Below are 24938 nucleotides of genomic sequence, written 5' to 3' on the forward strand. Positions count from 1 at the left end.
TTTTCAGTCTAATAAACAACTCTTGTTTTTTTCATTTCATAATGCACAACGGGTTAAATATTAGTATTCGTATTATCATCCGCCGCTGGAGCCCAAGCCGTACCATTCCATTTTAATACTTGTCCACTAGCAGGAGTTGTATTAGCCACATTACGACCTTGGATACGAGCGACCGTAGTCGTGTTATTATTCACTGCCGCCGTAACATCTCCCGTTAAAGCGGCTCTTTGGAAAGAAGTTCCACTTAAGGTGATAGAGGTAGATCCTGAGTAGGTAGTATTCGTATTATCATCTGCCGCAGGAGCCCATGCTGTACCATTCCATTTTAATACTTGTCCACTAGCAGGAGTTGTATTAGCCACATTACGACCTTGAATACGAGCGACCGTAGTGGTGTTATTATTCACTGCCGCCGTAACATCTCCCGTTAAAGCGGCTCTTTGGAAAGAAGTTCCACTTAAGGTGATAGAGGTAGATCCTGAGTAGGTAGTATTCGTATTATCATCTGCCGCAGGAGCCCATGCTGTACCATTCCATTTTAATACTTGTCCACTAGCAGGAGTTGTATTAGCCACATTACGACCTTGAATACGAGCGACCGTAGTGGTGTTATTATTCGCTGCTGCTGTAACATCTCCCGCTAAAGCCGCTCTTTGGAAAGAAGTCCCACTTAAGGTGATAGAGGTAGATCCTGAGTAGGTAGTATTTGTATTATTATCCGCCGCAGGAGCCCATGCTGTACCGTTCCACTTCAATACTTGACCATTTGTTGCATTCATTTGGTTAAGTTTATCAGCCGTCACAGCTCCTGCGGCTAAATCTACTGTAGATACAGAACCATCTGCTATCTTAGCCGAGTTTACAGCATTGTTTGCTATTGTTAATGATGTTGTACCTGTTACATCTCCTGTATGAGCGGCATGGCTAAATGTAGTCCCACTTAATGACAAACCTGTACCAGCAGTATAAGTGGTATTAGTATTATCATCTGCTGCAGGAGCCCAAGCTGTACCGTTCCATTTTAATACCTGTCCACTAGCAGGAGCTGTATTAGCCACATTACGACCTTGGATACGAGCGACCGTAGTGATGTTATTATTCGCTGCTGCTGTAACATCTCCTGTTAAAGCCGCTCTTTGGAAAGAAGTCCCACTTAAGGTAATAGAGGTAGATCCTGAGTAGGTAGTATTTGTATTATTATCCGCCGCAGGAGCCCATGCTGTACCGTTCCACTTCAATACTTGACCATTTGTTGCATTCATTTGGTTAAGTTTATCAGCCGTCACAGCTCCTGCGGCTAAATCTACTGTAGATACAGAACCATCTGCTATCTTAGCCGAGTTTACAGCATTGTTCGCTATCGTTAATGATGTTGTACCTGTTACATCTCCTGTATGAGCGGCATGACTAAAGGTAGTCCCGCTTAATGACAAACCTGTACCAGCAGTATAGGTGGTATTTGTATTATTATCTGTTCCTGGTGCCCATGCTGTACCATTCCATTTTAATACTTGACCATTTGTTGCTGTAGGTAATGAGACCGTTTGGGTATTAGCAGTATAGATAAGTCCATTAGTAGCAGTGATAACTCCAGAAGGACCTATTGGTCCCTGTAAGCCTTGCGGACCTGTAGCCCCTGCTGGACCCGCTACACCTTGAGGTCCTTTTAATGTTTGACCTGTGCTTGTCCATGTTCCTGAAGTTTTCTTATAAACGGTACCGGTGGCAGCATCTACATAACTATCACCATTCACTCCTAAACTAGAAGCTGGGGTTCCTGTTCCTGATAACATAGAAGAACCTTGAGCTCCAGTTGCTCCTACTGGACCGGCTGGACCCTGCAAACCTTGTGGACCTGTAGCCCCAGCTGGACCCTGAGGTCCTTGAATACCTTGGGCGCCCTGTGGACCAACAAGAGATGTCCCTATTCCCCAACCACTAGCAGTTTTAGGACCATAAATTTGGTTAGTAGCTGTATTGATGTAAAAGTCTCCTTCACTTCCCACAGCAGATTGTGGCGCGGAAGCACCATTAAGCACACTTTTACCATCTGCTCCTGCTAAAGTAGTAGCACTCTACCCATTGGCTTCCAAGTACCGCCATTAAGCGTAGTACTTTTATTTTCATAATAGTAGAAACCTGGGACTACATCTACACCTCCTAGACCAGATCTACCAGTTCCTACATTATAAACCAACATACCATCCATACGAGTAGGATAGTTAGCAGGTCCACCAGAGCCTACACTAGATAAAGCTGTAAGCTGAACTAAATCCACTCTAGGGAATATTAACCCCTTTCCTAGATTGATTGAACTGTTCCAATCTGGAGAGGACGAAGCATCCATAAATGTGGTACTATTAGACAATACCTCTTGATTAACAGTAGAATTTGTTCTAACCTGACCAAATGCAATACTTCCAAGAGCAACCGCAGCTAATAATAGATTTTTTTTCATATTAGATTTTTTTTTCATATTAATTACCTCCCTCTGAACCATACCATTTACCACCATAATATATATAACATAAACCGCTATTCTGGTAAATAGACCCTCCATATAATCCTCTAGGCTGAGGAGATATTGTCAATGTAGATCCTGATGTTCCTGGAGCATCATTAAATATACAAATCTTTCTACCATTAACAACACCCGCTGTATCAAAAGTCCAAGTAACTGCTCCCGAATCTTTTTTTATTAGAAAATAATCATCTGCCGTCAATGTTATAGTTCCACCTCCCTGAACTTCCCTAGTTTTATATATTGTAGCTCCTAACTTATTCCACTTCTGTATACTTTTATCAAAAAAGTAAAACCCTTTACCACTTACTTCCGATGCTACTCCTGTACCAGCTACTCCATCAGAAACATACACCAAAGTAGCCTCTTCGGCTCCTGTCATAGCTTGTACCTTTGCTGTAGTTACCCTAGGGATAAGAATCCCCTCATTGGTACTTCCTGTAGTAGTTTTAGCATCAATGTGTAGAGTAGCTTTAGGATCTGGATTATTAATACCCACTTGTCCATAAGCTGATAATCCTAAGCCAATAAAAGCTAACAGGCTTAATTTAGTCGTTCTTGTTTTCATAAATTTTATTTTTTTGTTTGAATTAATTTTATTTTACTGGCATAAACAATCCCTTAGAAAACTTATTTCTAAAGCAATATAAGATAGAAAGAAGCATTGAGATTTTTGAAGAATTCCCTCTAATATTCCAAAAAAACTAGGAACACCAAACAAAAACAACAACAAATTAAGCTTATGAAATAACGGTGCTCCTAGTGTAGAAATATGAAAATCAAAGTGAAATAAACATAAAACACAAGCACACACAAAAACCCCATAAACTCGTAAAAAGAATACAGGGTATGGCTTACATAACGAAACATTCGTACAAGAAAGCATAATAATTGTGGTTTGCGTGTGTGTTTATGTGTGTGTTTACACAATTATTCTAACTATCAGTGTTTATGTATAATTAGCTGTATTATAGCTATAATACAAAAACTAGTACAAACTTATAACCTTTTAGTAAAGTATACAAGTTTTTTTAATAAAAACTGCTAATAATCATAGTTTTATTTTAAAATCAGAAAATAATATTTTAGTTTTGTACTAAACCTTAATAGATATAGTTTATGTTAAACTTTATAAAAAAACTTTTCGGAGGGAACACCGTAGATTTTCAAGATTTAGCCGCAAAGGGAGCTCAAATAATAGATGTGAGAACGAAAGCCGAATACAATTCAGGGCATATTTTCAACTCCATCAATATCCCATTACAGGAGCTAAACCAAAACCTCAATCGCTTAGATAAAAGCAGACCCGTAATTACCTGTTGTGCCAGTGGTATGCGTAGTGCTTCGGCAAAATCTATCTTATCTAATAATGGCTTTACTGCTTATAATGGTGGAGGCTGGAGCTCTCTTCAAAAGAAAATTCTAAAATAAAAAGGTATGTCTCAAAAATTTAAAGAACTCATAGAATCTCCTAAACCTGTACTCATAGACTTTTTTGCTACATGGTGCCAACCTTGCAAGGTACAGTCTTCGGTACTTAACACCGTGAAAGAAAATGTGGGAGATACGGCTAGAATTGTAAAAATAGATATTGACAATTACCCTTCTATCGCTAACGAATACGGCGTAAGAAGTGTACCCACTCTTATGATTTTTAAAAATAGTGAACTCCTTTGGAAAGGTAGTGGCGTACACGATGTAAATACCCTAACTCAACTTCTTAAAGATTTTGCTTAAGTATAAATTTCTATAAAAAAATTTGCACTCTTTATAGAGAGTGCAAGTTTTTTATTAAACTCGTTTACTTAGTTTTTTTACATTGCAGAAGATACCACCACTTCTGAACTTATCTTTTTGATTAACCCTTGTAATGTTTTACCTGGACCTACTTCCACAAAAGAAGTTGCACCGTCTTTAATCATATTTTGAATAGACTGCGTCCACTTTACAGGCCCTGTAAGCTGTGCGATAAGGTTTTGTTTGATATCCTCCTCATTAGCCACCGCAGTGGTTGTAATATTTTGATAAATAGGAAAACTCGCCTTTCTGAATTTTGTATTTTCTATCGCTGTTGCTAACTGGTCTTGTGCAGGCTTCATTAGTGGTGAATGAAATGCTCCATTAACAGGTAATAGCAATGCTCTCTTAGCTCCCGCTTCTTTAAGTTTAGCACAGGCTTCCTCTACTGCTTTGGTTTCTCCAGATATTACCAATTGCCCAGGGCAGTTATAGTTTGCAGGTACTACTACCCCATCTATTTGAGTACAGATTTCTTCCACTCTCTCATCTTCTAAACCTAAAATAGCCGCCATAGAAGAAGGGTTAGCGTCACACGCTTTTTGCATAGCATCAGCTCTTTGTGCTACTAATTTTAAACCGTCTTCAAAAGATAAAACGCCACTCGCCACCAATGCAGAAAACTCCCCTAAAGAGTGTCCAGCTACCATCTGAACACCTGTGGCATCTATAGCTTTAACTGCGGCTACCGAATGTATAAATATTGCAGGTTGCGTTACTCTGGTTTGTTTTAAATCTTCCTCTGAACCATTAAACATAATTTTCAGGATATTAAAACCTAATATCTCATTGGAAAACTCCATTAAATCTTTAATATCTTTCCTGCTATCGTACAGTTCTTGTCCCATTCCTACAAACTGAGACCCCTGACCTGGGAACACTAATGCTTTCATATTTATTTTTTCAAAGATTATCTCTTTAGTTTCTAATTAAATTTATGGTAAAAGTCTTACTACACGGTAACCTACATTTACATAGGCACCATTTGGTTTTACTCTTTGGAATTCAAATTTTGTAGCTAACTGTGTTTGAGTTTGCCCCATTTGCTTAAATATTTCTCCTTTCTTATTTTCTCTAGAAAGCATATCATTAACGATATCAAAACCTACCACAGCATATTTGGAAGGAGTCTTGCAATATTTGGATTTATAAGCGGCTAGAACTTCTTTTTCAAAATCTCCTTCTGAATCTATTTTTCTATCCATAATATACACCAAACTAGCTTGACTTAGCTCATCTACTTTTTTATCAAAAGCCGACGTATAGAACATACTAAAAGCTTTGATACCTTTAGTTTCTTTAGATAAATTAATCAGCTTGGAAGCAAACGCATTACCAACAGCATCGTCATCACTTGCTAAAATAGCTATTACTGGAGAGCTTTGCCCTGTCATCATATTCTGCTCTAGCTCTATTTTAGATGCATTATCTACTATAACTATATCCGCTTTCTTTAAAGATTTCTCCAACTTTGTTTTTATATAATCAGCGTTTATTGTATCTGCCCCTGATACAATATAAATCTTTTGGTTAGAAAAAACCTCTTTAACCTCTTTTGCAATCCTATCAGCATAGATGGTTTTATCTGTTTCAGCAATAATTAAATTACCAAAATCATACATATCCTCGCTATTAGCAAATGGAGCTACTACAGGAATTTGAGTATCTTTAACATAATCTAAAACCTCTAACACATTGGACTTGAATAACGGCCCTATAATTAAGTCTGTATTAGATGGGTCTATCTGGATTAAATTCTTCTTAAATGCTTTTTCGTTACCTGCATCTATGATATTAAAATCTAACTCTTGCCCCTTCTTGGCATTCATCTGCACTGCCAACTTCGCTCCCATAAGGAAATCCGTCGCAAGCCCTCTGTATTTAGAATCTCCCGTATCAAAGCCAAATGGTAACATCAACACCACTTTAAGTGCATTTGTGTTTTTCTTAACATAGGCTTTATTAAATTTCTTTATTTTAAGAACCATTCCTGGCTTTAGTCCATCTGAAATTTGAGGGTTTAGTTCTAAGAGTTGGTCTAAATCTAAATCATACTTGTTAAGAATACCAAAAACAGTATCACCTGCCTGAACGGTATAAGTAATATAATCTTCTTGAGAAGGAGTTACCTTTTTAGTTTCTGAAAAGTCTGGTTTTGCACTCTCTGTAGAGTTTGTGACAGATGGGTGCTTCACTTTAATGATATCCCCAACTTTCAATCCACTTTCTTCTAAGCCAGGATTAAGTGCGAAAAGATCTTTCTTACTGATTCCAAACTGCTTTGTAATACGAGAATAGTTGTCTCTTGACTGCACTTCATATTCTCCTTCAGATAAAGTCTTCGTTGTTTTTTCTACAGACGAACTTTCCTGTGCTGGAGCTGGAGTAGCAACTTCTTTAGGAGTAGAAGTGGTTACTAGTTCAGACGCCCCATATTTGGTAATTTTATCCAAAGGCAATACCACTTCCTCCCCTATCTTCATTTCTAAATTTGGATTAAGCTTTCTTACCTCTGCTTCTGTAACATGGTACTGGCGTGTTAAACTATACAAAGTTTGTTTTGGCTTCAATATAATTTTACCCAACTGAACCTCCTTAGAAGCAGCCACTACTTTCTGTTTTTGCCCAGTTGATTTTTTACCAATATTAAGGGTTTGTCCTATCTTAATGGCTCCGTCCTTTATTTCAGGATTAAGTTCGTAAAGTTCTTTTAGAGATAAACCATACTTTTTAGAGATAGAATATGGTGTCTCTTTCTCGGCTACAGTGTGCGTTTGTGCCTGTAAAAAGAAACTCATTAAAAATATAGGAGCAATTAATATTTTTTTCATTGTTTATAAACTAGATTGCAAAAATACATTTTTCCAATTAAATAGCTAACACTAACATTACCGACTTATCCACAGGCATTTCTTCTAAACAGATATCCAACCATTTTTTACCCAAACCTCTGTAAAATACGCTAAAATTATATTGTCTTTCCTGCCATTTAGCATTAGGATTTATCTTGTCTGCTAGTAGATTCAATCGTTCTAACAAATCTTGATTTTTTTTCTTTTCTGCTTTTAACAGGCGGACTCTCATTTTTTGATACGATTTTAGCTGACGCTTCTGTTCTGCTTCCACAAGGTTAAAGAAAGTAACTTCTGTCTGTTGAGCTTTTTCTTTCAATTCATCAAAACCTTGCTTTAGCAATTTTTCTTTCTCGTCAATAATAGGTAATAAAACTGAATTTCCCAATAGTTTTTCTCCAAATACTCTCTGATAATCATTGAAAAAATCCTTAACATTAAGCTCTAACTTACCAATTTTAGCAAAAGTTTTTTCATCAATAAAAGTGAATGAATGGCGTGGTATTAAAATTGGAAATTCTAACCCTATACTTTTGAAATAATCTACCAGCTCTAGCCAATACATTATTTCTGCATTTCCGCCTATATAAACGATATTAGGCAACACTGTCTCCTGATACACAGGTCTCATCAAAGCATTAGGGCTAAATCTTTCAGGAAAGTTTTGTAACTCCTCCAACATTTCTTGCTCCGTAAATACCTTTTTGGTCTCTATCACTCTATATAAATCTCCATCTCGATCTATCCTTTGGCGTTTATCTGTAAGGTAAAACAAATTGATTTCTCTAGGGTTTACCTGCACTTTAGAGTATGTTTGTGCTAAATACGCTACCTTTTGTTTAGTTTCGTTATAAAGTTTTTGAGAAAAAAGCTCTTCTTTAAAGATGGAGGACATTTGTGATTTCAAAGCCTTATCATCTCCATCTATGAGTAAAAGTCCATAATCTGAAAATAATTTTTGAGCTAAAATTCTTATAGATTGCGATAAACTCTGCCCTAAACCATAAGCCTTATCAAGCCAATCAGTAAGTTCTTTTCCAAAAGGAAAACTTTCCATTTCCTTTTTAAATTGTTCTAAAAACGTGTTAGACTCAACCTTAATTCTACCTACCGCTCCACCTTGTACACCTTCTATCTCGTAGTAATTTTCATCTGTCCTGAAGTGATTGATTTCAACAAAATCATGGTCTTCCGTAGCCATCCAAAAAATAGGAACAAAATGCTTTTCAGGAAATTGTTCTTTAAGATAAACACTCGTTTTAATCGTCTGTAAAATCTTATAAATAAAAAATACAGGTCCTGTAAACAAATTAAGCTGATGCCCTGTAGTAATAGTAAATGTATTTTCTTTTAGCAAAGCTTCCAAATTTTCCTTTTGTGATGAAGAAAGCTCAATACCTTCATATTGCTCTTGAATGACTTTAACTAAAACCTCCCTTTTCTCGTTAGAAAATGTTTGGGATTTAGCCTCTATCTTTTCAGCTATGTTGGTAATATTAAATGAATACGGTTTAAAATCCTCTATTTTATCATCTAAAAAATCCCTAATTAGCTTAGGGATTGTATCTATCTCCTGAAATGGAATAAGCGTTTTCATACTTCAAATTTAGTAAAAAAGATACCAAACTACACCTAAATTAAGCCTAAAATCAGAAATAGGAAAATATGGTGCTGTATATGACCTATTTTTCATAAATGTAGTATTAAAGTGCTGTGCTTCTGCATAGATAAGCATTCTTTTCACTTTCATATTAAAATAAGCCGAAGCAATAGGCTGCCCTCCTATGCTATGAGCAGAGGCAGACGGCAACACAAATTCGTTAAGTACAGGAGCGTATTCTCTAGAGTTGAACTTTGAGAAATAATACACTTGGATTCCTGTCTGTAACTCTGCTGCTTTTTTAAAGGCTGGTGTTTGATAGTAGAAATTGAGTCTTCCTACAAAATGTGGCAAAGGCAACAAATCTTTATTATTGAGAACCGCCTGAAATAAAAGATTTGGATTAAAGTTAAATTTACCATACTTAAACAAGGCTTCTCCACCAATCTGAGAGATATTAACCGAAGCCGAACCTTGCTTAGGCTGATACAACTCATTAAAATAAGCCATTTGGTCTATCCTAAAATAATTAGCGGATACTTTCGCATCAAACCATTTCAAGCCTAAAGTTCCACCAATTTCTAGAATATTTTGATTTTTGAAATCTTGCCACTGATAATTGAAATTAGGATAAAGCGAAGCATTTACCAAATAGTTAAAACTTGGTACTACCGACTGGAAGTTAGCTTTAGCATCTAAGAAATAACCCTCAATAAGCTCTAACTTTAAGTGATTGGTTGTTTTTAAATAATTTCCAAAAACAGCGCCTCTAGAGATTTCTAAGAAAGACTGTAATTTCAGTTTATCCCAAAGATTGATGTCTAAATTCCCAATCGCTCCTAGCCTATTTTCCTTATAAATATCAAACTGGGCATTACCCGTACCCAAACTGATACTTTGATGCCTAATACCTGCATCTAGTTTAAATTTTTCATTATCCCAAAGTAAACTTAATGTATTACTTAAGTTCTCAGAATATTTTTTATTCACCAAAGGCATCTCTGTTAATACACCGCCACCTCTTTGTTGAAAATAACTTTCTACACTAGATTGTTTAAAATAGTACTTATTACCTTGATGAAAAATACTATGCCTTAACTTAAACGGAAAACGCTCCGAAGAAAACGGACGAAATTCGTGGCTGTAATAATACCTTCTATATGAAAATCTAGAATCAGAACCCGTGAGGTTAACTTCGAGATTATTTCTATTTTTAAATCGGGTATCGTTAAGGAAATTATCCAAGCTTACAATACCTCCATACTCTTCTGCATTAACATTCTGGTGTGTAAAGTGGGCATAAGCTTGATATTTTTGATTTCTAGACTGAAACTGTGCCGAAACTGTAAAATTATTACTAGAGGTTAAACTTCTTCTATAAAACCCTTGAGACCTAAGTCCTGTATAATCCAACGCAAAATTGAAATTCTGCCCAATATTTTGAGTATAGGTAGATTTTAGGGTTCCCCCATTTCCAACACCATTATGGTAAACAAAAGCCGTAGTAGGCGTTTTAACATCATAATAGCGTATATCTTGAATACCTTGTATGAAGTGTGATTTATTGGTTGGCAAAAGAGTTAGGTTCTGCTCTGGATTAACTGAATACACTAAATCTTGAAAACCTGCTCCTACATTAGCAAATGGCACCTTACCAAAAACATCTCTATTATTATACTGAATGAACTGATAGTATTTGTCTATACTAAAAACCGTATCAAATACTTGATACTGCCCAAATTGTTTCTTATATCTATAATCTTGAATAGTAGGAATAAAGACTTTAGCCGAGTCTTTCTCTCCCCTATCTATGACTAATGAATCTTGCTTTATTTTATCTACCGATTTCTCTTGTGCTTTTACCCAAGTAGAAGCCAATAACACTACTATAAAAAAAATGTACCTCATAAAGTTTTATGAGGTACAAAGATATGTAAAATAAGTTTTACAAAATTCTAACAAACTTACTCCAAATATTTAAAATCAAAGTAAGTTTAGAATTTCACAACAAAACCCTAGTTAGAAACCTTTGGGTTGGTATCCAATTCTCTTTGAGGAATCTTAAATCTGAACTTATCACTTCCTGCTTCTATATTGAACTTACCGTGACTAGCATGGTTACTACCAGCATAATCTCTAACCAAGGCTTCGTTCAATCTCTTCATATCAAAAAATGTAACCCCTTCTCCCCATAACTCTATCCTTTTATGAGTTCTTATCTCCTCTAGCAAAGCTTGACCACTATTAGTTGATAATGAATAAGAAGGGTCTCTCTTAGAAATTAGTTCAAATAAAACCTGTTTAGCTTTAGCTTCATCCCCAAATAACGCCAACGCTTCGGCTTCTATAAGATACATTTCTGAAGCCCTCATATAAACATAATCTCCCTCAAACCTTGTAGCATCTACAAATTTAACATTAGCATACTTCGGAAGGTTATGGGCTGTACCATCAAACCACTTCTTTCTAATATCAGTATCTGATATTTTTTCATACAGCCTTTTGTCTATACTCTTATACACCCTCAATAATCCTGCATATCCAGGACTTAAATTTGCTATATGAGAAAAGAACGATGCATAAACTGTAGATGTAGATGTAGAAATATCTGTACCCCACATCCACTCTGGATTATTAATATCACTAAAACCATCCATAAGCTGAGTTGAACTCATAGGTGAATAACCCGTTCTAGCGTATTTTGCATATTTTGCTGCCTCAGAATTATTTCCTGTAGTTAAGTACAACCTGGCTAAAAAACCAGCAGCTACATTTTGATTAATAAACTCCTTTGATGCTCCAGTTGAGTATCCATTTAACAAAGAATAAGCACGTAACAAGTCTTTCTCTATTTCACCATAGACACTAGCAGTAGGATACCTAGACGCAACACTTATTCCTTTCTCTAATGCAATATATGGTATCCCCTCAGATCCTTTTGCATAAAGTCTTATAAGATCCAAATAGCATGCAGCTCTCATAGTTAAAAGTCTCCCTTTAAAATAAAGCCCTTGCTGATCTAAAGTACTTTCTTCTGGTAGATTAGTCAAAAGTTCATTCATATTAAAGATAACTTTATAATAGAACTTCCATATCATTTCCGTTCCAGTGTTATCCACATTAGGTGCTAAATATCTATAATATGATGAAAACCAATGATTCTGAGTTTGAATAAAATCATTTGTCATATGATCTAGCCCCAATTTTATAGACATATACCCAAAATCATCGTGTGCACCAGTACTCGCTTCTCGAGTATTAGAAGAGGCTAAATACCTAGTATTACCTTGCTCCAACCCTCCTAATATAAACATAGCCTTCTCTGGATATTTTTTCAACACATCCTCAAAACGATCTGTTGAAACTAAATCTTGAGTTTCCGTATTTAAAAACTCATCACTACAATTTACGACAGATAATAAAGTCAAGGTCGCTATTATATACTTTTTCATTTTTTTATTTTTTTACTTAATCTTTAATCTAAAAACCAACATTCAATCCTAAAGCGATTGTTCTAAGAGGTGAAAAAGAGCTGCTAGCAGATCCTGTATAAGACATTCTTGGATCATATCCTTTTCTTTTTGACCATACGTGAACATTATCAGACATTATATAAACTCTTAATCTATCTATCCCTGTGCTATTAATAAGATCTCTATCAAATGTATAACCTAAACTTACATTTTGTAAAGACAAATAGTCAGACTTTATTAACCCCATGGTAGACATACCATAATAAAGCTTGTCATTCTCTGGTAAAACAACCGGCAGATTAGCTGATTTATTATCTACTGACCAAGTATTATAAAAATCTGAGTGGAAATTTTGTCCTCTTCCTGCTCCCATGAGTCCCATCCATTCATAGTCATATCCCCATCCTCCTAACTGATAAGCAAAATTAGCCGTAAAATCAAAGTTCTTGTATGAAGTATTTATACCAAATCCACCATAATATTTAGGCACAGAGGTTTTACCTGTATTTATAAGAGTAGCATCTGAGTAAGTTTCAGTAGTTGTTTTTGTACCATCTGCTTTCAAAACGGCAAACAATGCTGCTCCTGTATCAGGGTTTACTCCTACAAACTCCCTCATTCTCCATGTATACATACTTCCCCCTTCTTCAAGAATAAAGTTTCCACTAACAAGAGGTGTATTAGGCAATCTCAGTATTCTATTCTTTAAAGAGGTTCCATTGACATTGAAAGATAAATTAAAATCTTGGGTTTTGATAGCATCTACTGAAACTGTAACTTCTACCCCTTTATTTTCCATATCTCCCAAGTTATCAGGTATCACAGTTAATCCTTGATGTAAAGGAAGAGGTCTTGTATAAAGCATATCAAAAGACTTTCTTCTAAAATACTCCGCATCTATATTTAATCTATTTCCAAATAAGGACAGCTCAAAACCTGCGTTTAAATTAGCATTTTTCTCCCAAGTAATATCTTTATTACCTCTATAAACTGTAGTTGCAGGCAATACTGACATATCAGCAACAGTAGTCATTGTAACTCTTCTATAGTAATCCTTGTACGGCAAGTCATAGAAAGAGTTATTCCCATACTGATCTAAGTTATCATTTCCTTGTTCTCCATACGAGGCCTTAAGCTTAAATTTGTTTAACCAAGATAAATTTGCTAAAAATTTCTCCTTGGAAACTACCCATGCAGCACCAAACCCGTAGAAATTACCCCATCTATTATCTGGGTGAAACCTAGAAGAACCATCTCTCCTTGCATTTGCATTAAGAAAGTACTTGCCTGCATAATTTAAGTTTAACCTAGCTAAATACCCTTCTAAAGCATAAGGTCTACCATATCCACTTGCATCAGCAATTACAGAAAAATGGTTTGCATAAGGGCTATCCAGTAACCCTCCGTTCTTCATATAATTTGACATTGTATCAAACTGTCTCTTCAATGTTTCATGCCCCAACATTGCCTCAACTCCTAAGTTTCCAAATTTCTTATTATAGGTCAACATTTGCTGTTGAGTTAAAGCAACAGTAATATTGTTCCAGTTATAAACTCTACCATTATCATCTACCGCATCTCCATACAGTGGAGTATCAAAGGAATAGCCTCTCAAGTTATTATACTCTCCTGTTACAGTATATGTAAAATCTAAACCATCAAGAATAGAGTAAGTACCGTAACCACTTGCAAAAATTTGGTTAGTTTTTCTTGTCTTTATGTCATATAAAGCAGTTGCATAAGGGTTCTGTAACTGAGCATAAGGCCTAACAAAAGGAGCTATCCTCCCAGTTCCATCATCAAAAGCTCTAATTCCCGACGTAGTATATATTGGTGTCCCATCTGCTGCATAAGCGTAAACTGGATAAATAGGAGCAATATACCTAGAAAACCGAAACGGATTAGAGTAACTTGTTGTCCCATTAAATCCATCAGGAACATTTTGTACCATATTAGAATAAGACAAATTACCTCCAAACTTAAGTTTTTCTCCTAACTTAGAATCTGCCTTAACACGAGCTGTTACCTTATCAAACTTAGCATTAGTCATATAAGTCTCGTTGGATTCATATCCTAAAGAGTAGTAGAAAGAAGTTGCATTAGTAGCACCAGATGCACTAAAGAATGTATTAGTATAAAACCCTTTTTGGAATAAAGTCTTAGCCCAATCTTCTTGGTATAAAACAGAAGCATTAGGGTTAAACTTACCATCAGCTGTGATTATTTGGTCATTAGCTACATTTGTAATATTATATCCTAAACCATTAGCACCACCAATTAAGCCTGCAACAGCAGAATTATGAGCATCAGCTAGTGTAGCTCCTCCGTGAATCTCTTGATTTCTCAAAACATTGTAATAGTACTCATAGTACTGACTTGGGCTTCTAGAAATATTATACTCAGGAACTCCTCTATCTGAAACCCCAGATTTCATATCAAATGAATATCTTGTTTTACCCTGTTTTCCTTTTTTTGTTGTAATGATAACTACCCCATTAGCACCTCTACTTCCGTAAAGTGCTGCTGCAGAAGCATCCTTTAGGAAAGACATTGACTCTATATCCGCATTATTAATAGCTGCTATATTCCCATTAAAAGGAACCCCATCCACCACATACAAGGGTGTTGCAGAACCATTGATAGAACCAACCCCCCTAAATCTAACTGTAGGCTCTTCTCCTGGCAAACCATTGGTTGTAGCAATTTGCACCCCAGCTACTTTACCAGTCATACCTTGAACAACATTAGCAGTTGTGATATCCTTAATATCCTTGGCCTTAACTTCCGACACTGACCCCGTTAAGGATTCTTTAGTCTGCTTACCATAAGCCACCATAACCACCTCTTCAATCTCTTTTACCGTGTCTTTTTTTGCTTTTTGTGCTACTACACTTTGAGCTCCTATAAAGAAAACAGCTCCAGCAGTAAGCACCCTTAATTTCACATTCATATTAACAAAATTTAATATTATACCTGGCAAATATGTTAATAATTCTTAATATTTACAAATAAATCAGCTTTTTTTATTACTTATCACCTAAAAACACTATACATTTTCATCAAAAAACAAGTCTATTTTTAAGGATTATATCACAAACAATTTAATAAAACCTAATAATCAACAATTTAAAATTAAATTATCATTATTATCATAATATTAAAATAATCACAATTTAGATTCATTATAAATTAATAAAAAAGAGGCCCAGTAAATTCAACTGAGCCCCTTTATATTAAATCGTGAAAATAAAAACTTATATTACTTCAATTTTTTCTTAACACTTACTTGTTCATAAACTTCTAAGATATCTCCAACCTCTATATCATTATAGCCTTTAAGGTTAAGCCCACATTCGTAGCCCTTGGCAACCTCTTTAACATCATCTTTAAAGCGTTTTAAACTCTCAAGTTCGCCATCAAACTTCACAATACCATCCCTTAGAAGTCTTATCTTAGAGTTTCTAGTAACTTTACCTGTAAGTACCATACACCCTGCAATAGAGCCTACTTTAGAAATCTTAAACACTTCTCTAATTTCAACATTACCCACCACTTGCTCTTTAATTTCAGGAGAAAGCATTCCTTCCATAGCTTCCTTAACATCGTCTATGGCGTCGTAGATGACAGAGTAAGTTCTTATTTCTATCTCTTCTTTGTCCGCTAAATCTTTTGCGTTTGCTCCCGCTCTTACATTAAAGCCAATAACTACAGCGTCTGAAGCAGTTGCCAATAAGATGTCGCTCTCTGTAATTTGACCAACGCCTTTGTGTAATATATTGATTTGAATTTCCTCAGTAGATAGTTTTTGTAACATATCAGATAGTGCTTCCACAGAACCATCCACATCACCTTTAAGGATAATATTAAGCTCTTTGAAGTCGCCCAAAGCGATACGTCTTCCTATTTCGTCTAATGTTAAATGTTTCTTAGTTCTTATAGACTGCTCTCTATGAAGCTGTTCTCTCTTATTCGCTAAGTTTTTAGCTTCTCTTTCATCTTCATAAACTTTAAACTTATCTCCCGCAGTAGGTGCTCCGTCTAAACCTAAGATAGTTACAGGGATAGAAGGTCCTGCCTCCTCCATATTATTACCTCTTTCATCTAGCATTGCCTTCACCTTACCGTGGTTTTTACCAGCTAAGACATAGTCTCCCACTTTAAGTGTACCTGCCTGAACAAGCATTGTAGCTACATAACCTCTACCTTTATCCAAGGCAGCCTCTATAATAACTCCGTTAGAACGCTTATTAGGATTAGCTTTAAGCTCTAAAAGTTCCGCCTGTATCAATACTTTTTCTAAAAGTAAATCCACATTATTACCAAACTTAGCAGATATTTCTTGAGATTGTACATTACCACCCCATTCTTCTACCAATATATTTAATTGAGATAACTGCTCTCTAATTTTATCTGGATTAGCATTTGGTTTATCCACCTTGTTAATTGCAATAATCATAGGAACTCCCGCTGCCTGAGCGTGAGAGATAGCCTCTTTTGTTTGTGGCATTACATCGTCGTCCGCTGCAATTACAATGATAGCAATATCGGTAACTTGAGCACCTCTCGCTCTCATCGCAGTAAAGGCTTCGTGTCCTGGTGTATCTAAGAATGTAATGCGTTCCCCATTTTCTAACTTAACATTGTAAGCTCCGATGTGCTGAGTGATACCACCAGATTCTCCAGCGATAACATTGGTTTTTCTTATATAGTCAAGTAACGAAGTCTTACCGTGATCCACATGCCCCATTACCGTTACGATAGGCGCTCTGTGAACTAAATCTTCTTCTGTATCTTCTTCCTCTTCCGCATTATCATCTGTAAGTTCCGCATCGGCAAAAACAATATCAAAACCAAACTCTTCCGCCACTAATGTTAGTGTATCTGCCTCTAATCTTTGGTTCATTGTTACCATTACTCCTAAGGCAAAGCAAGCTGATATTACTTCCATTGGCGATACATCCATAAGACTAGCCAGTTCACTCACCGTAATAAACTCAGTTACTTTAAGTGTTCTATCCTTAGCCTCTAACTCTTGTTGTTCTGCATCTTGCTCTCTACGCTGAGTTCTCTTCTCCTTTCTATATTTAGCAGACTTAGATTTACCACCTTTGTTGGTTAGTTTCTCTAAAGTCTCCTTAATTTGATTTTTTACTTGTTCTTCTGTAAGCTCTACAGGCATTGTCTTCTCTCCTCTCTTCTTCTTTCCTCCACGGCTTCCTTTATTGTCAGGGCGAGCTCCTCCAGAATTATTACCTTTAGTCTTATTATCTTGCTCTTTATTTTGTCCTTGAACAGGTTTAGCGTCCGTAGCCTTAGTAATTCTTTTTCTCTTCTTTTTCTTAGGACGAGTTTCAAACTGAGATAAGTCCACAGTTTGTTTTAAAATTTTAGGACCCTCCAGTTTTTGATAGTTGGTTTCAATTTTTTGAGGCTCTTCCGCAACAACTGCCTCTTTAACCTCTGCCTCTTTTTTAGGTTGAACCACTTCTTCCACTTTAACAGCTGACTTCTCCTCTTTCTTAACCTCAGGTTTTTCTTCTTTTTTAGCTACTGTTTTTTCTTTCTTAGCTTCTAATTTTTTGGAAGGCTTCGGTCTAGAAGATTCTATCTGACTCAAGTCTATCTTATCTAAAACTTTCAGTTCAGTCTTTTGAGAATCTGCCTCCAATTTTACAGGCTCTTCTTTCTCTTCTGTCTCTACTATAGGTTCTTCTTTAACCTCAGTCTTTTTTTCTTCTGTCTTATTTTGACCTAAATCTATTTTACCTAAAACTTTAGGTTCAAGTTTTTCAGAAGACTTGGCTCTTATAACCTCAGGGGCTTTTTCCTCTTTTAGTTCAATCTTTTCCTCTGGAACTTTAGAAATTACCACCTCATTAGAAGCCTTTTTTTGCTCTCCATCTTTTTTGAACTCAGCTTCCAATGCAGAATATGCCTCTGGTGCCAATAGAGCATTTGGATTACTATCTATCTCTATATTTTTGGTTCTTAGAAATTCTACCGCTCTAGATACCGAGATATTAAGTTCCTTAATTGCTTTATTTAATCTAATATTTTTTGGCATAATGTATTTGATATTTGCTAATAACCACTGGTGTTATTTCGCTTTTTATTTTATAAATTATTTATTGTTTAAACGAAGCTTAACTTCATTTTAGTTTTCCGTTTCACAAGAGTTACTAATCGTTAAACTCTTCTGCTAAAATTCTTTTAACTTCTTCTATTGTTTCTTCTTCCAAGTCAGTCAAACGAACTAGAGCCTCCGTATCCTTATCTATGATACTCTTAGCTGTATCTAAACCAACTTTTTTGAAAGTCTCTATCACCCAATCCTCAATTTCATCACTAAATTCGTCTAACTCTACATCATCATCTTCATGAGCTTCCCTGTAAACATCTATTTCATAATCAGATAGCCAAGAAGCTAATTTGATATTTTGACCTTGCTTACCTATGATTTTAGCAATCTCCTCCGAAGGCGTGTATACCAATGCTTTTGACTCCTCTGCATTGATGTCTATTTTATTTATAGTAACATTACCCAAAGCTCTCTTAACCAATATTTCTGGATTTTTAGACCATTGGATAACATCTATATTTTCATTTCTAAGTTCTCTTACCACACCGTGTATTCTAGAACCTTTAACCCCCACACACGCTCCCACAGGGTCTATTCTATCATCGTAAGCATCTACAGCAATTTTAGCTTTTTCACCTGGTATTCTCACTACTTTTTTAAGAATAATGGTTCCATCTTGAATTTCTGGAATTTCTAATTCTAATAGTCTCTCTAAGAACTTAGGCGATATTCTAGAAATCGTGATTTGAGGCTTACTTCCTTTAAAATCAACACTTTCTATCACAGCTCTCACATTATCTCCTTTTCTAAAGAAATCTGAAGGTATCTGCTTATCTTTTGGCAAAATATATTCGTTGCCCTCATCATCTAATAATATCACATGCTTGAAACGGATATGATGAACTTCTCCCACCATAATTTCCCCAATTCTATCCTTGAATTGTTCATATAAGTAAGCATTGTGATGCTCCTGTATTTTAGTTGCTAAAATTTGCTTAAGCGTTAAGATATTTCTTCTCCCCAGTTGAGATACTTTAATTTCTTGAGTAAACTCTTCCCCCACTTCAAAAGTAGGATCTGTTTTTCTAGCTTCCGAAATTTCTATTTCCAAATCGTCATCTTCAGACATCTGGTCTTCTACAATAGTCTTGTTAAGAAAAATTTGAAAATCTCCCTTATCTGGATTTACAATCACATCAAAATGATCATCAGAATCATATCTTTTCCTTAGAAGGGTTTTAAGAGAATCTTCTATGATTGCCATCAAATCAATCTTACTGATATTCTTCTCTTCTTTAAAATCCCCAAACGCTTCTATCAAAGCTAAATTATCCATCTATATACTTCTTTATTATTACAATTAAACTGATTACTACACTAAAACTTAATCGCTACTAAAGCCTTTTTTATATCCGAAAGTAAAATTTCTTTCTCCTCCTCTACATCTACCTTACCTTTACCTATTTCCTTAGGTTTACGGTAGCGTAAGATTAAAACTACTTTATCCTCTTCAACCCTAGCCAATTCTCCTTCTATTTTAGAGGAGTCATTCAGCAGAATATCCAAATCTCTACCTATGTTTTTTCTAAACTGTCTTATTTGAGTCAATGGCTCACTTAGTCCTGCTGACATCACCTGAAGGCTAAAGTCATGCTCTTCTCTATCCATATTAAACTCTATAGCTCTACTTGCATCTAGACAATCTTGCAAGGTAACTCCATTATCTCCATCTAAAATAACTACCACATCATCTCCTGCCGACACTTTAAGATCTATTAAAAATAAATCTTCTCTCTCCGAAAGGAAATCGTTAAGTAGCGTTTCTACCTGTGCTTTTATACTCATACTCTTGTTTGTTAAACCTTGAATAGTAGGACTACGAAAAAAGGCTTTCTTTCGAAGCCTTTCCATTATTTCCCGCAAATCCTCTGCAAAGGTACAGTTTTTTTATCACACCACAAAACATAATACACTCAACTTGCTGAAATAAAAGCTCAAATACTTTATTTCAAAATATTTTCAACTGAGTTTTATCTATCCGTTCTATAAATTTTGTTTACCTATTTGCTAAAAATGAGCTTCAATAGGAAAATCTAACTTTCTTGCAATTTCCAAAATCCTCTCTTTTTCTGACTTTTCGCAAATAAAAAGCGAATAACTATCCATCTGTGTATCAATATTTAGCATTGTAAAGTCAGATTCTTTTTCTATTTTCTCTGCAATCTGCCACATTTCTTTATCTTTAATAGTAAATTCTTGCTGTATTTCTTCGGAAATAAACTGACTTAAATCATCATAATCCACTTTCCAATCGGAATTGAAAGTCAACCCGTTGTGCATTATGAAATGAAAAAAACAAGAGTTGTTTATTAGACTGAAAATCAGTATATTGTTTTTGCTATAAAACGATATAAATGAACAACTTAGAGCAAATATATGAAAGAATTTTGGAAGTTTTAGGACTTTTTTCAGAAAATCAACTGATTAGTTATCAGAGAAGAACACCTAAAATGAGCGATTTAGAAGTCATAAGTCTTAATATTACTGCTGAATACTTGAGTATTGATAGCGAATTACAGTTATTTAGAAAATTGCCAAACTCTCTGATAAACAAAATTGAAAGAAGTGTTTACAATAAGCGAAAACGAAGACTATCCCTACAAACAGAGCAAATTAGACAGCGTATTTCGATGGAGTTCAATGAGTTTGAAGATATTTTTATCGTTGATAGCATGCCAATGAAAGTTTGTGAAAACGCTCGTTCTACTCGTTCAAAAATTTGTAAAGAGCAATCCTATTCTTCACCAACATATGGTTATTGTGCTTCACAGAAATTATATTTCTATGGCTATAAACTACACGCAGTATGTTCTTTAAATGGTGTTGATTAAGAATTTTGATATAAGCCCTGCATCCGTTCACGACATCCACTATTTAAAAGATATTGGTGAGCAAATGCGAAACTGTACTTTAATTGGAGATAGAGGCTATTTATCAGCAAAAGTTCAAATAGATTTATTTAACTATGCTAATATTAAATTAGATACACCAATGAGAAGTAATCAGAAAGATTATATTCCTCAATTTTCATTGTACAAGAAAAAGCGAAAACGAATTGAGACATTTTTCTCTCAACTTTGCGACCAATTTATGATTAAAAGAAACTATGCTAAAACTTTTGAAGGCTTTAAAACAAGGATAATCAGTAAAATAACCGCCGCAACGGTTATTCAATATATCAATAAATTTATCTTCCAAAGAAAATTAAATCATCTAAAAATCAGTATTATTTAAAATGCACAACGAGTTGAAAGTCAATAATAACTCGGACAGCAAATGTTGAGTAAAATAAGGTATATCCACCTCAGAATCCTCATCAAAATAACCTTCATCCACAAGTATCTCTTTATATTTCTCAGGGTTTTCTTGAATTAAATGCCAGTTTTGTTTAAACACCTGAATTTCCTCTTCACTCCGAAAGCCCTTCACACCAACAATTTCTATAAATTCTTCCAGCAGTTTTTCTGGAGCTTCTTCTACTGATTTTACAAATTTCCCTTGGTTTTTCTCTGTAACAATCTCAAACTCATTACAAACAATTTCTACAGCTTCAGTAAAAGCTTTTAAATAGTACTTTTCGTACTCATTTTGTGTATTCACATCAAGAACTTTAGCCTCAACAACTGTCTCAAACGGAGGAAGACACGGATTTAAATTATAAAAAACAGCCACATTCATTGTCCCGTCTTCATAATACGACGGAATCAGATAAAACATCAGCCCCAATGTCTTAAAATATTTTTTAAATTCTCCAAATGATGGAACTCCAAAATACATTAAAATCAAGTTATATTCGCCATCATTCTTTTTATCTTCATCTGATAAAAAACCAATATTAAAAGGCTCTAAAAATGTTTTTTCATACGGTTCAAATATATTTTTTGCCTTTATCTTTTTTAGACTAGCTTTATCTTCCTCTGGATTATCACTTTCAAAAGACGAAGGATAATAGGTATATTCTAAAACTATATCAGATTTGAACTGGGGCGTATTAGGCTTTATACTTTGTTGCCAATGACAGTCAGGCTCCTCCATAAATCGCACAATATCAGGAAGAGCTTTAAAACTTTCTAAAGTCATATTATTACTTTTAGGGTTAATCCTAGATTTTTTAAATATTTTAAATAGATTTTTCAAATTTTCTAAAATCATCTTTTACCTTCAGGTCAGTCACAAAAATATAAAATTTATCTATCTTTGAATAAAAATAAATCATGTTCACTACAGAAGAATATCAAAGTGCTTTGGAATGGCTGTTCACACAAATGCCCAACTACCAAATAGATGGACAAAAAGCTTACAAACCAGGACTAGATAACATAAAAAAACTTTGCGATTTTTTCGGAAACCCTCAAAACAAATTAAAAACAATACACATAGGCGGAACTAATGGTAAAGGCTCTACAAGCAATATGTTAGCATCCGTACTTCAAGAACAGGGTTACAAAGTGGGGCTTTACAACTCCCCACACCTCGTAGAGTTTACAGAAAGAATAAAAGTAAACGGCACCAACGCAAACAAAAGCTTTGTTTTTGATTTTATCAATAAACTCAAAAACCTCCCTAAGGATATTAAACCTTCCTTTTTTGAGTTTACCACTATAATGGCATTTCAATATTTTTATGAACAAAAGGTAGATTTTGCCATTATAGAAGTCGGTCTCGGTGGACGATTAGACGCTACTAACATTATCTCTCCTTTAGTGTCCGCCATTACCAATATTGCGCTAGATCACCAAAACCTTTTAGGAGAGACATTGGAAGAAATAGCTACAGAAAAAGCTGGAATAATTAAACCCAAAACCACCATCATCTGCGGCGAAGAACAGCCAGAAATAAAAAAAGTAATACAAGAAAATGCCCAATCCAAGGAAGCTAATTTCATAGACGCCACTTCCATAGCAACCCCATACAAAACTGATTTAAAGGGCGATTGTCAAAAGAAAAACATTCGTGTTGTGATAGAAATTATACAAGAATTAAAAAAATTAGGCTTCCAAATTTCTGAACAATCTATTGAGAATGGACTGCTTAATGTTCATAATAATACCAAATTTATGGGACGCTGGTTTGAGGTTTCTAAAAACCCTCTCGTCGTCTGCGATACAGGACACAACCACGCTGGTTTAACCGAAGTTTTTAAACAACTGAATGCCATACCAAAGAAAAAACATATTGTGATAGGCTTCGTAAATGATAAAAAAATAGAACCTGTATTCGATCTAACCTCACCAAAAGACTGTTATTACTTTGTAAAACCTCAAATAAACAGAGGACTTCCCCCAAAAAACTACGAGAATTTAATCCAAAATAAGGGTTTAAACTACCAAATTTTTGACGATGTAAATGAAGGCTACAATGCTGCGAAACGCTTATGCAAAGCAGATGAGATGATTTTTATTGGTGGAAGTAATTTTGTTGTAGGAGATTTTTTAGAAAAAAATTTGCCAGTTAATAAATAACTCGTATATTTGCACCACTCAAATGAGAAATTTAGGGCGGTTAGCTCAGTTGGTTCAGAGCATCTGGTTTACACCCAGAGGGTCGGGGGTTCGAATCCCTCATCGCCCACCAAAAGGGTTCTTAGCTCAGTTGGTTCAGAGCATCTGGTTTACACCCAGAGGGTCGGGGGTTCGAATCCCTCAGAACCCACTTTAAAATAAAAATCTTACAACAATGTGAGATTTTTATTTATTCATTCCTCTATCAATAATACTTTACTGGATTATGTTCTTCAAAAGGATTAGATTCTAAATATTTCTGAATAACAGCCTGTTTAACTACTTTTTTAAATCTCTGTAAAGACTTATTAATAGTAACCTGCTGATGCTTTAATTCAGTCTTAGAGTAATATTCAAACTCTGTAATAAAGTTAAAATCTAAATCTTTTAGCTTAATATCAGATTTTTTGTAATAAAATTTTATGAACTCTTTTACATCATCTCTGATATAGCTGAATTTATCCCAAGTCTGCTTTTTAATCTCTACATCTATAAGTTTTTTCAGTTTCTCAAGATATATTTCATAATATTCTAACACACCATATTCTCTAGCTAAAGTTTCTCCTTTATATTGTGTATAGATGTCATTTACATCAAATTTTTCTTCCTTAACTTGAAGGAATAAAAAAGCCTGATTAATGTTATTCTTAATCAGGCTTAATTGTGTATTGATAAAGTTGTTTTCTTCATTGGGTGGTTTTGCAAGCTGTTTCTTACTATCCCAATTATTAGGATTGATGAATAATCCTATAGAGAATACTTTTCTCTCTTGTAGATATGTCACCCTGCACCTTAAAGGTGCTATGCCTTTTGAATTTGTATTAACTTTATCCAATACAAATAGTATGTTCAATTTATTATTATTCATGTTGTTATAAGATTTTAGAGGGTATGACTTTTAGAAAATTAGGGTATGCCTTTTTTTGTGCCTTTTTATCTAAAAAAACTAGGATGAAATAATGACTTAAAGACTATGAGAAAGACATTAAGTTATGAGATAACTTGCAGATATAGAGCTACAAAACAAAAAAAAGACCTACATTTCTGTAAGTCTT

General features: G+C 35.0%; 18 protein-coding genes, 2 tRNA genes and 1 pseudogene. 6 read left to right on the plus strand and 15 right to left on the minus strand.

Annotated features, from left to right (window positions below):
* Positions 1-53: 53 nt before the first annotated feature.
* Genes VIX88_RS06735 through VIX88_RS06745 form a run of 3 tightly spaced genes read right to left on the minus strand, consistent with a single transcriptional unit; the run spans position 54 to position 3089 of the window.
* Positions 54-2039 carry a collagen-like protein gene (locus VIX88_RS06735; RefSeq protein WP_222535082.1) on the minus strand — a complete coding sequence of 662 codons (1986 nt, stop codon included), beginning with the start codon at positions 2037-2039 and terminating at the stop codon, positions 54-56.
* Between the two features lie 20 nt (positions 2040-2059).
* Positions 2060-2458: a hypothetical protein gene (locus VIX88_RS06740; RefSeq protein WP_162616563.1), complete on the minus strand. Its 399-nt coding sequence runs from the start codon at positions 2456-2458 to the stop codon at positions 2060-2062.
* A 19-nt stretch (positions 2459-2477) separates the two neighbouring features.
* Positions 2478-3089 (minus strand): hypothetical protein, encoded by a 612-nt coding sequence (locus VIX88_RS06745; RefSeq protein ID WP_064969806.1) that lies wholly within the window; start codon positions 3087-3089, stop codon positions 2478-2480.
* 551 nt (positions 3090-3640) lie between these two features.
* On the opposite strand from VIX88_RS06745, the gene VIX88_RS06750 reads away from it, so the two are divergent.
* Together VIX88_RS06750 and VIX88_RS06755 are read left to right on the plus strand one after the other, a co-directional pair.
* Entirely contained in the window at positions 3641-3952 is a 312-nt protein-coding gene (locus VIX88_RS06750) for a rhodanese-like domain-containing protein (RefSeq protein WP_004916288.1), read from the plus strand.
* A 6-nt stretch (positions 3953-3958) separates the two neighbouring features.
* The gene (locus VIX88_RS06755; RefSeq protein ID WP_064969808.1) at positions 3959-4258 is read left to right on the plus strand and encodes a thioredoxin family protein; all 300 of its coding nucleotides are present in this window, start codon (positions 3959-3961) and stop codon (positions 4256-4258) included.
* Positions 4259-4335: 77 nt separating this feature from the next.
* Here VIX88_RS06755 and fabD read toward each other — a convergent pair whose 3' ends face one another.
* From fabD to VIX88_RS06805, 10 genes are all read right to left on the minus strand, one after another.
* The gene (fabD, locus tag VIX88_RS06760; RefSeq protein ID WP_109475400.1) at positions 4336-5211 is read right to left on the minus strand and encodes an ACP S-malonyltransferase; all 876 of its coding nucleotides are present in this window, start codon (positions 5209-5211) and stop codon (positions 4336-4338) included.
* Between the two features lie 42 nt (positions 5212-5253).
* Positions 5254-7149: a LysM peptidoglycan-binding domain-containing protein gene (locus VIX88_RS06765; protein ID WP_109475401.1), complete on the minus strand. Its 1896-nt coding sequence runs from the start codon at positions 7147-7149 to the stop codon at positions 5254-5256.
* 37 nt (positions 7150-7186) lie between these two features.
* Positions 7187-8767 carry a bacillithiol biosynthesis cysteine-adding enzyme BshC gene (bshC, locus tag VIX88_RS06770; protein WP_004916284.1) on the minus strand — a complete coding sequence of 527 codons (1581 nt, stop codon included), beginning with the start codon at positions 8765-8767 and terminating at the stop codon, positions 7187-7189.
* A gap of 9 nt (positions 8768-8776) precedes the next feature.
* The gene (locus VIX88_RS06775) at positions 8777-10678 is read right to left on the minus strand and encodes a putative porin (protein WP_222535081.1); all 1902 of its coding nucleotides are present in this window, start codon (positions 10676-10678) and stop codon (positions 8777-8779) included.
* Positions 10679-10785: 107 nt separating this feature from the next.
* Positions 10786-12222, minus strand: coding sequence for a RagB/SusD family nutrient uptake outer membrane protein (locus tag VIX88_RS06780; protein WP_004916282.1), 1437 nt, complete (start codon positions 12220-12222; stop codon positions 10786-10788).
* A 28-nt stretch (positions 12223-12250) separates the two neighbouring features.
* Positions 12251-15193: a SusC/RagA family TonB-linked outer membrane protein gene (locus VIX88_RS06785; RefSeq protein WP_064968591.1), complete on the minus strand. Its 2943-nt coding sequence runs from the start codon at positions 15191-15193 to the stop codon at positions 12251-12253.
* Between the two features lie 309 nt (positions 15194-15502).
* Positions 15503-18307 (minus strand): translation initiation factor IF-2, encoded by a 2805-nt coding sequence (gene infB / locus VIX88_RS06790; protein ID WP_222535080.1) that lies wholly within the window; start codon positions 18305-18307, stop codon positions 15503-15505.
* Positions 18308-18422: 115 nt separating this feature from the next.
* Positions 18423-19658: a transcription termination factor NusA gene (nusA, locus tag VIX88_RS06795; RefSeq protein WP_004916278.1), complete on the minus strand. Its 1236-nt coding sequence runs from the start codon at positions 19656-19658 to the stop codon at positions 18423-18425.
* A 41-nt stretch (positions 19659-19699) separates the two neighbouring features.
* Entirely contained in the window at positions 19700-20167 is a 468-nt protein-coding gene (rimP, locus tag VIX88_RS06800; RefSeq protein WP_015345354.1) for a ribosome assembly cofactor RimP, read from the minus strand.
* A 222-nt stretch (positions 20168-20389) separates the two neighbouring features.
* Positions 20390-20662 (minus strand): DUF6630 family protein, encoded by a 273-nt coding sequence (locus tag VIX88_RS06805; protein WP_237190227.1) that lies wholly within the window; start codon positions 20660-20662, stop codon positions 20390-20392.
* A 74-nt stretch (positions 20663-20736) separates the two neighbouring features.
* On the opposite strand from VIX88_RS06805, the pseudogene VIX88_RS06810 reads away from it, so the two are divergent.
* Positions 20737-21616: pseudogene (locus VIX88_RS06810) on the plus strand (IS982-like element ISRa1 family transposase).
* Here the strand turns inward: VIX88_RS06810 and VIX88_RS06815 are convergent.
* On the minus strand, positions 21596-22534 hold the full coding sequence (locus VIX88_RS06815; RefSeq protein ID WP_324711468.1) for a hypothetical protein: 939 nt from the start codon (positions 22532-22534) through the stop codon (positions 21596-21598). The pseudogene VIX88_RS06810 and the gene VIX88_RS06815 sit on opposite strands and share 21 nt — an antisense overlap.
* Positions 22535-22596: 62 nt before the next feature.
* On the opposite strand from VIX88_RS06815, the gene VIX88_RS06820 reads away from it, so the two are divergent.
* The 3 genes from VIX88_RS06820 (at position 22597) to VIX88_RS06830 (ending at position 24034) form a co-directional block, all read left to right on the plus strand.
* Positions 22597-23844, plus strand: coding sequence for a bifunctional folylpolyglutamate synthase/dihydrofolate synthase (locus VIX88_RS06820; protein WP_004916273.1), 1248 nt, complete (start codon positions 22597-22599; stop codon positions 23842-23844).
* Between the two features lie 34 nt (positions 23845-23878).
* Positions 23879-23956 (plus strand) — tRNA-Val (locus VIX88_RS06825).
* 3 nt (positions 23957-23959) lie between these two features.
* A tRNA-Val gene (locus VIX88_RS06830) sits at positions 23960-24034 on the plus strand.
* A gap of 54 nt (positions 24035-24088) precedes the next feature.
* On the opposite strand, the gene VIX88_RS06835 is transcribed toward VIX88_RS06830, so the two are convergent.
* Positions 24089-24667 (minus strand): phage integrase SAM-like domain-containing protein, encoded by a 579-nt coding sequence (locus VIX88_RS06835; RefSeq protein ID WP_237190229.1) that lies wholly within the window; start codon positions 24665-24667, stop codon positions 24089-24091.
* Between the last annotated feature and the right edge of the window lie 271 nt (positions 24668-24938).

The organism is Riemerella anatipestifer (assembly GCF_035666175.1).
Lineage (GTDB): Bacteria > Bacteroidota > Bacteroidia > Flavobacteriales > Weeksellaceae > Riemerella > Riemerella anatipestifer_D.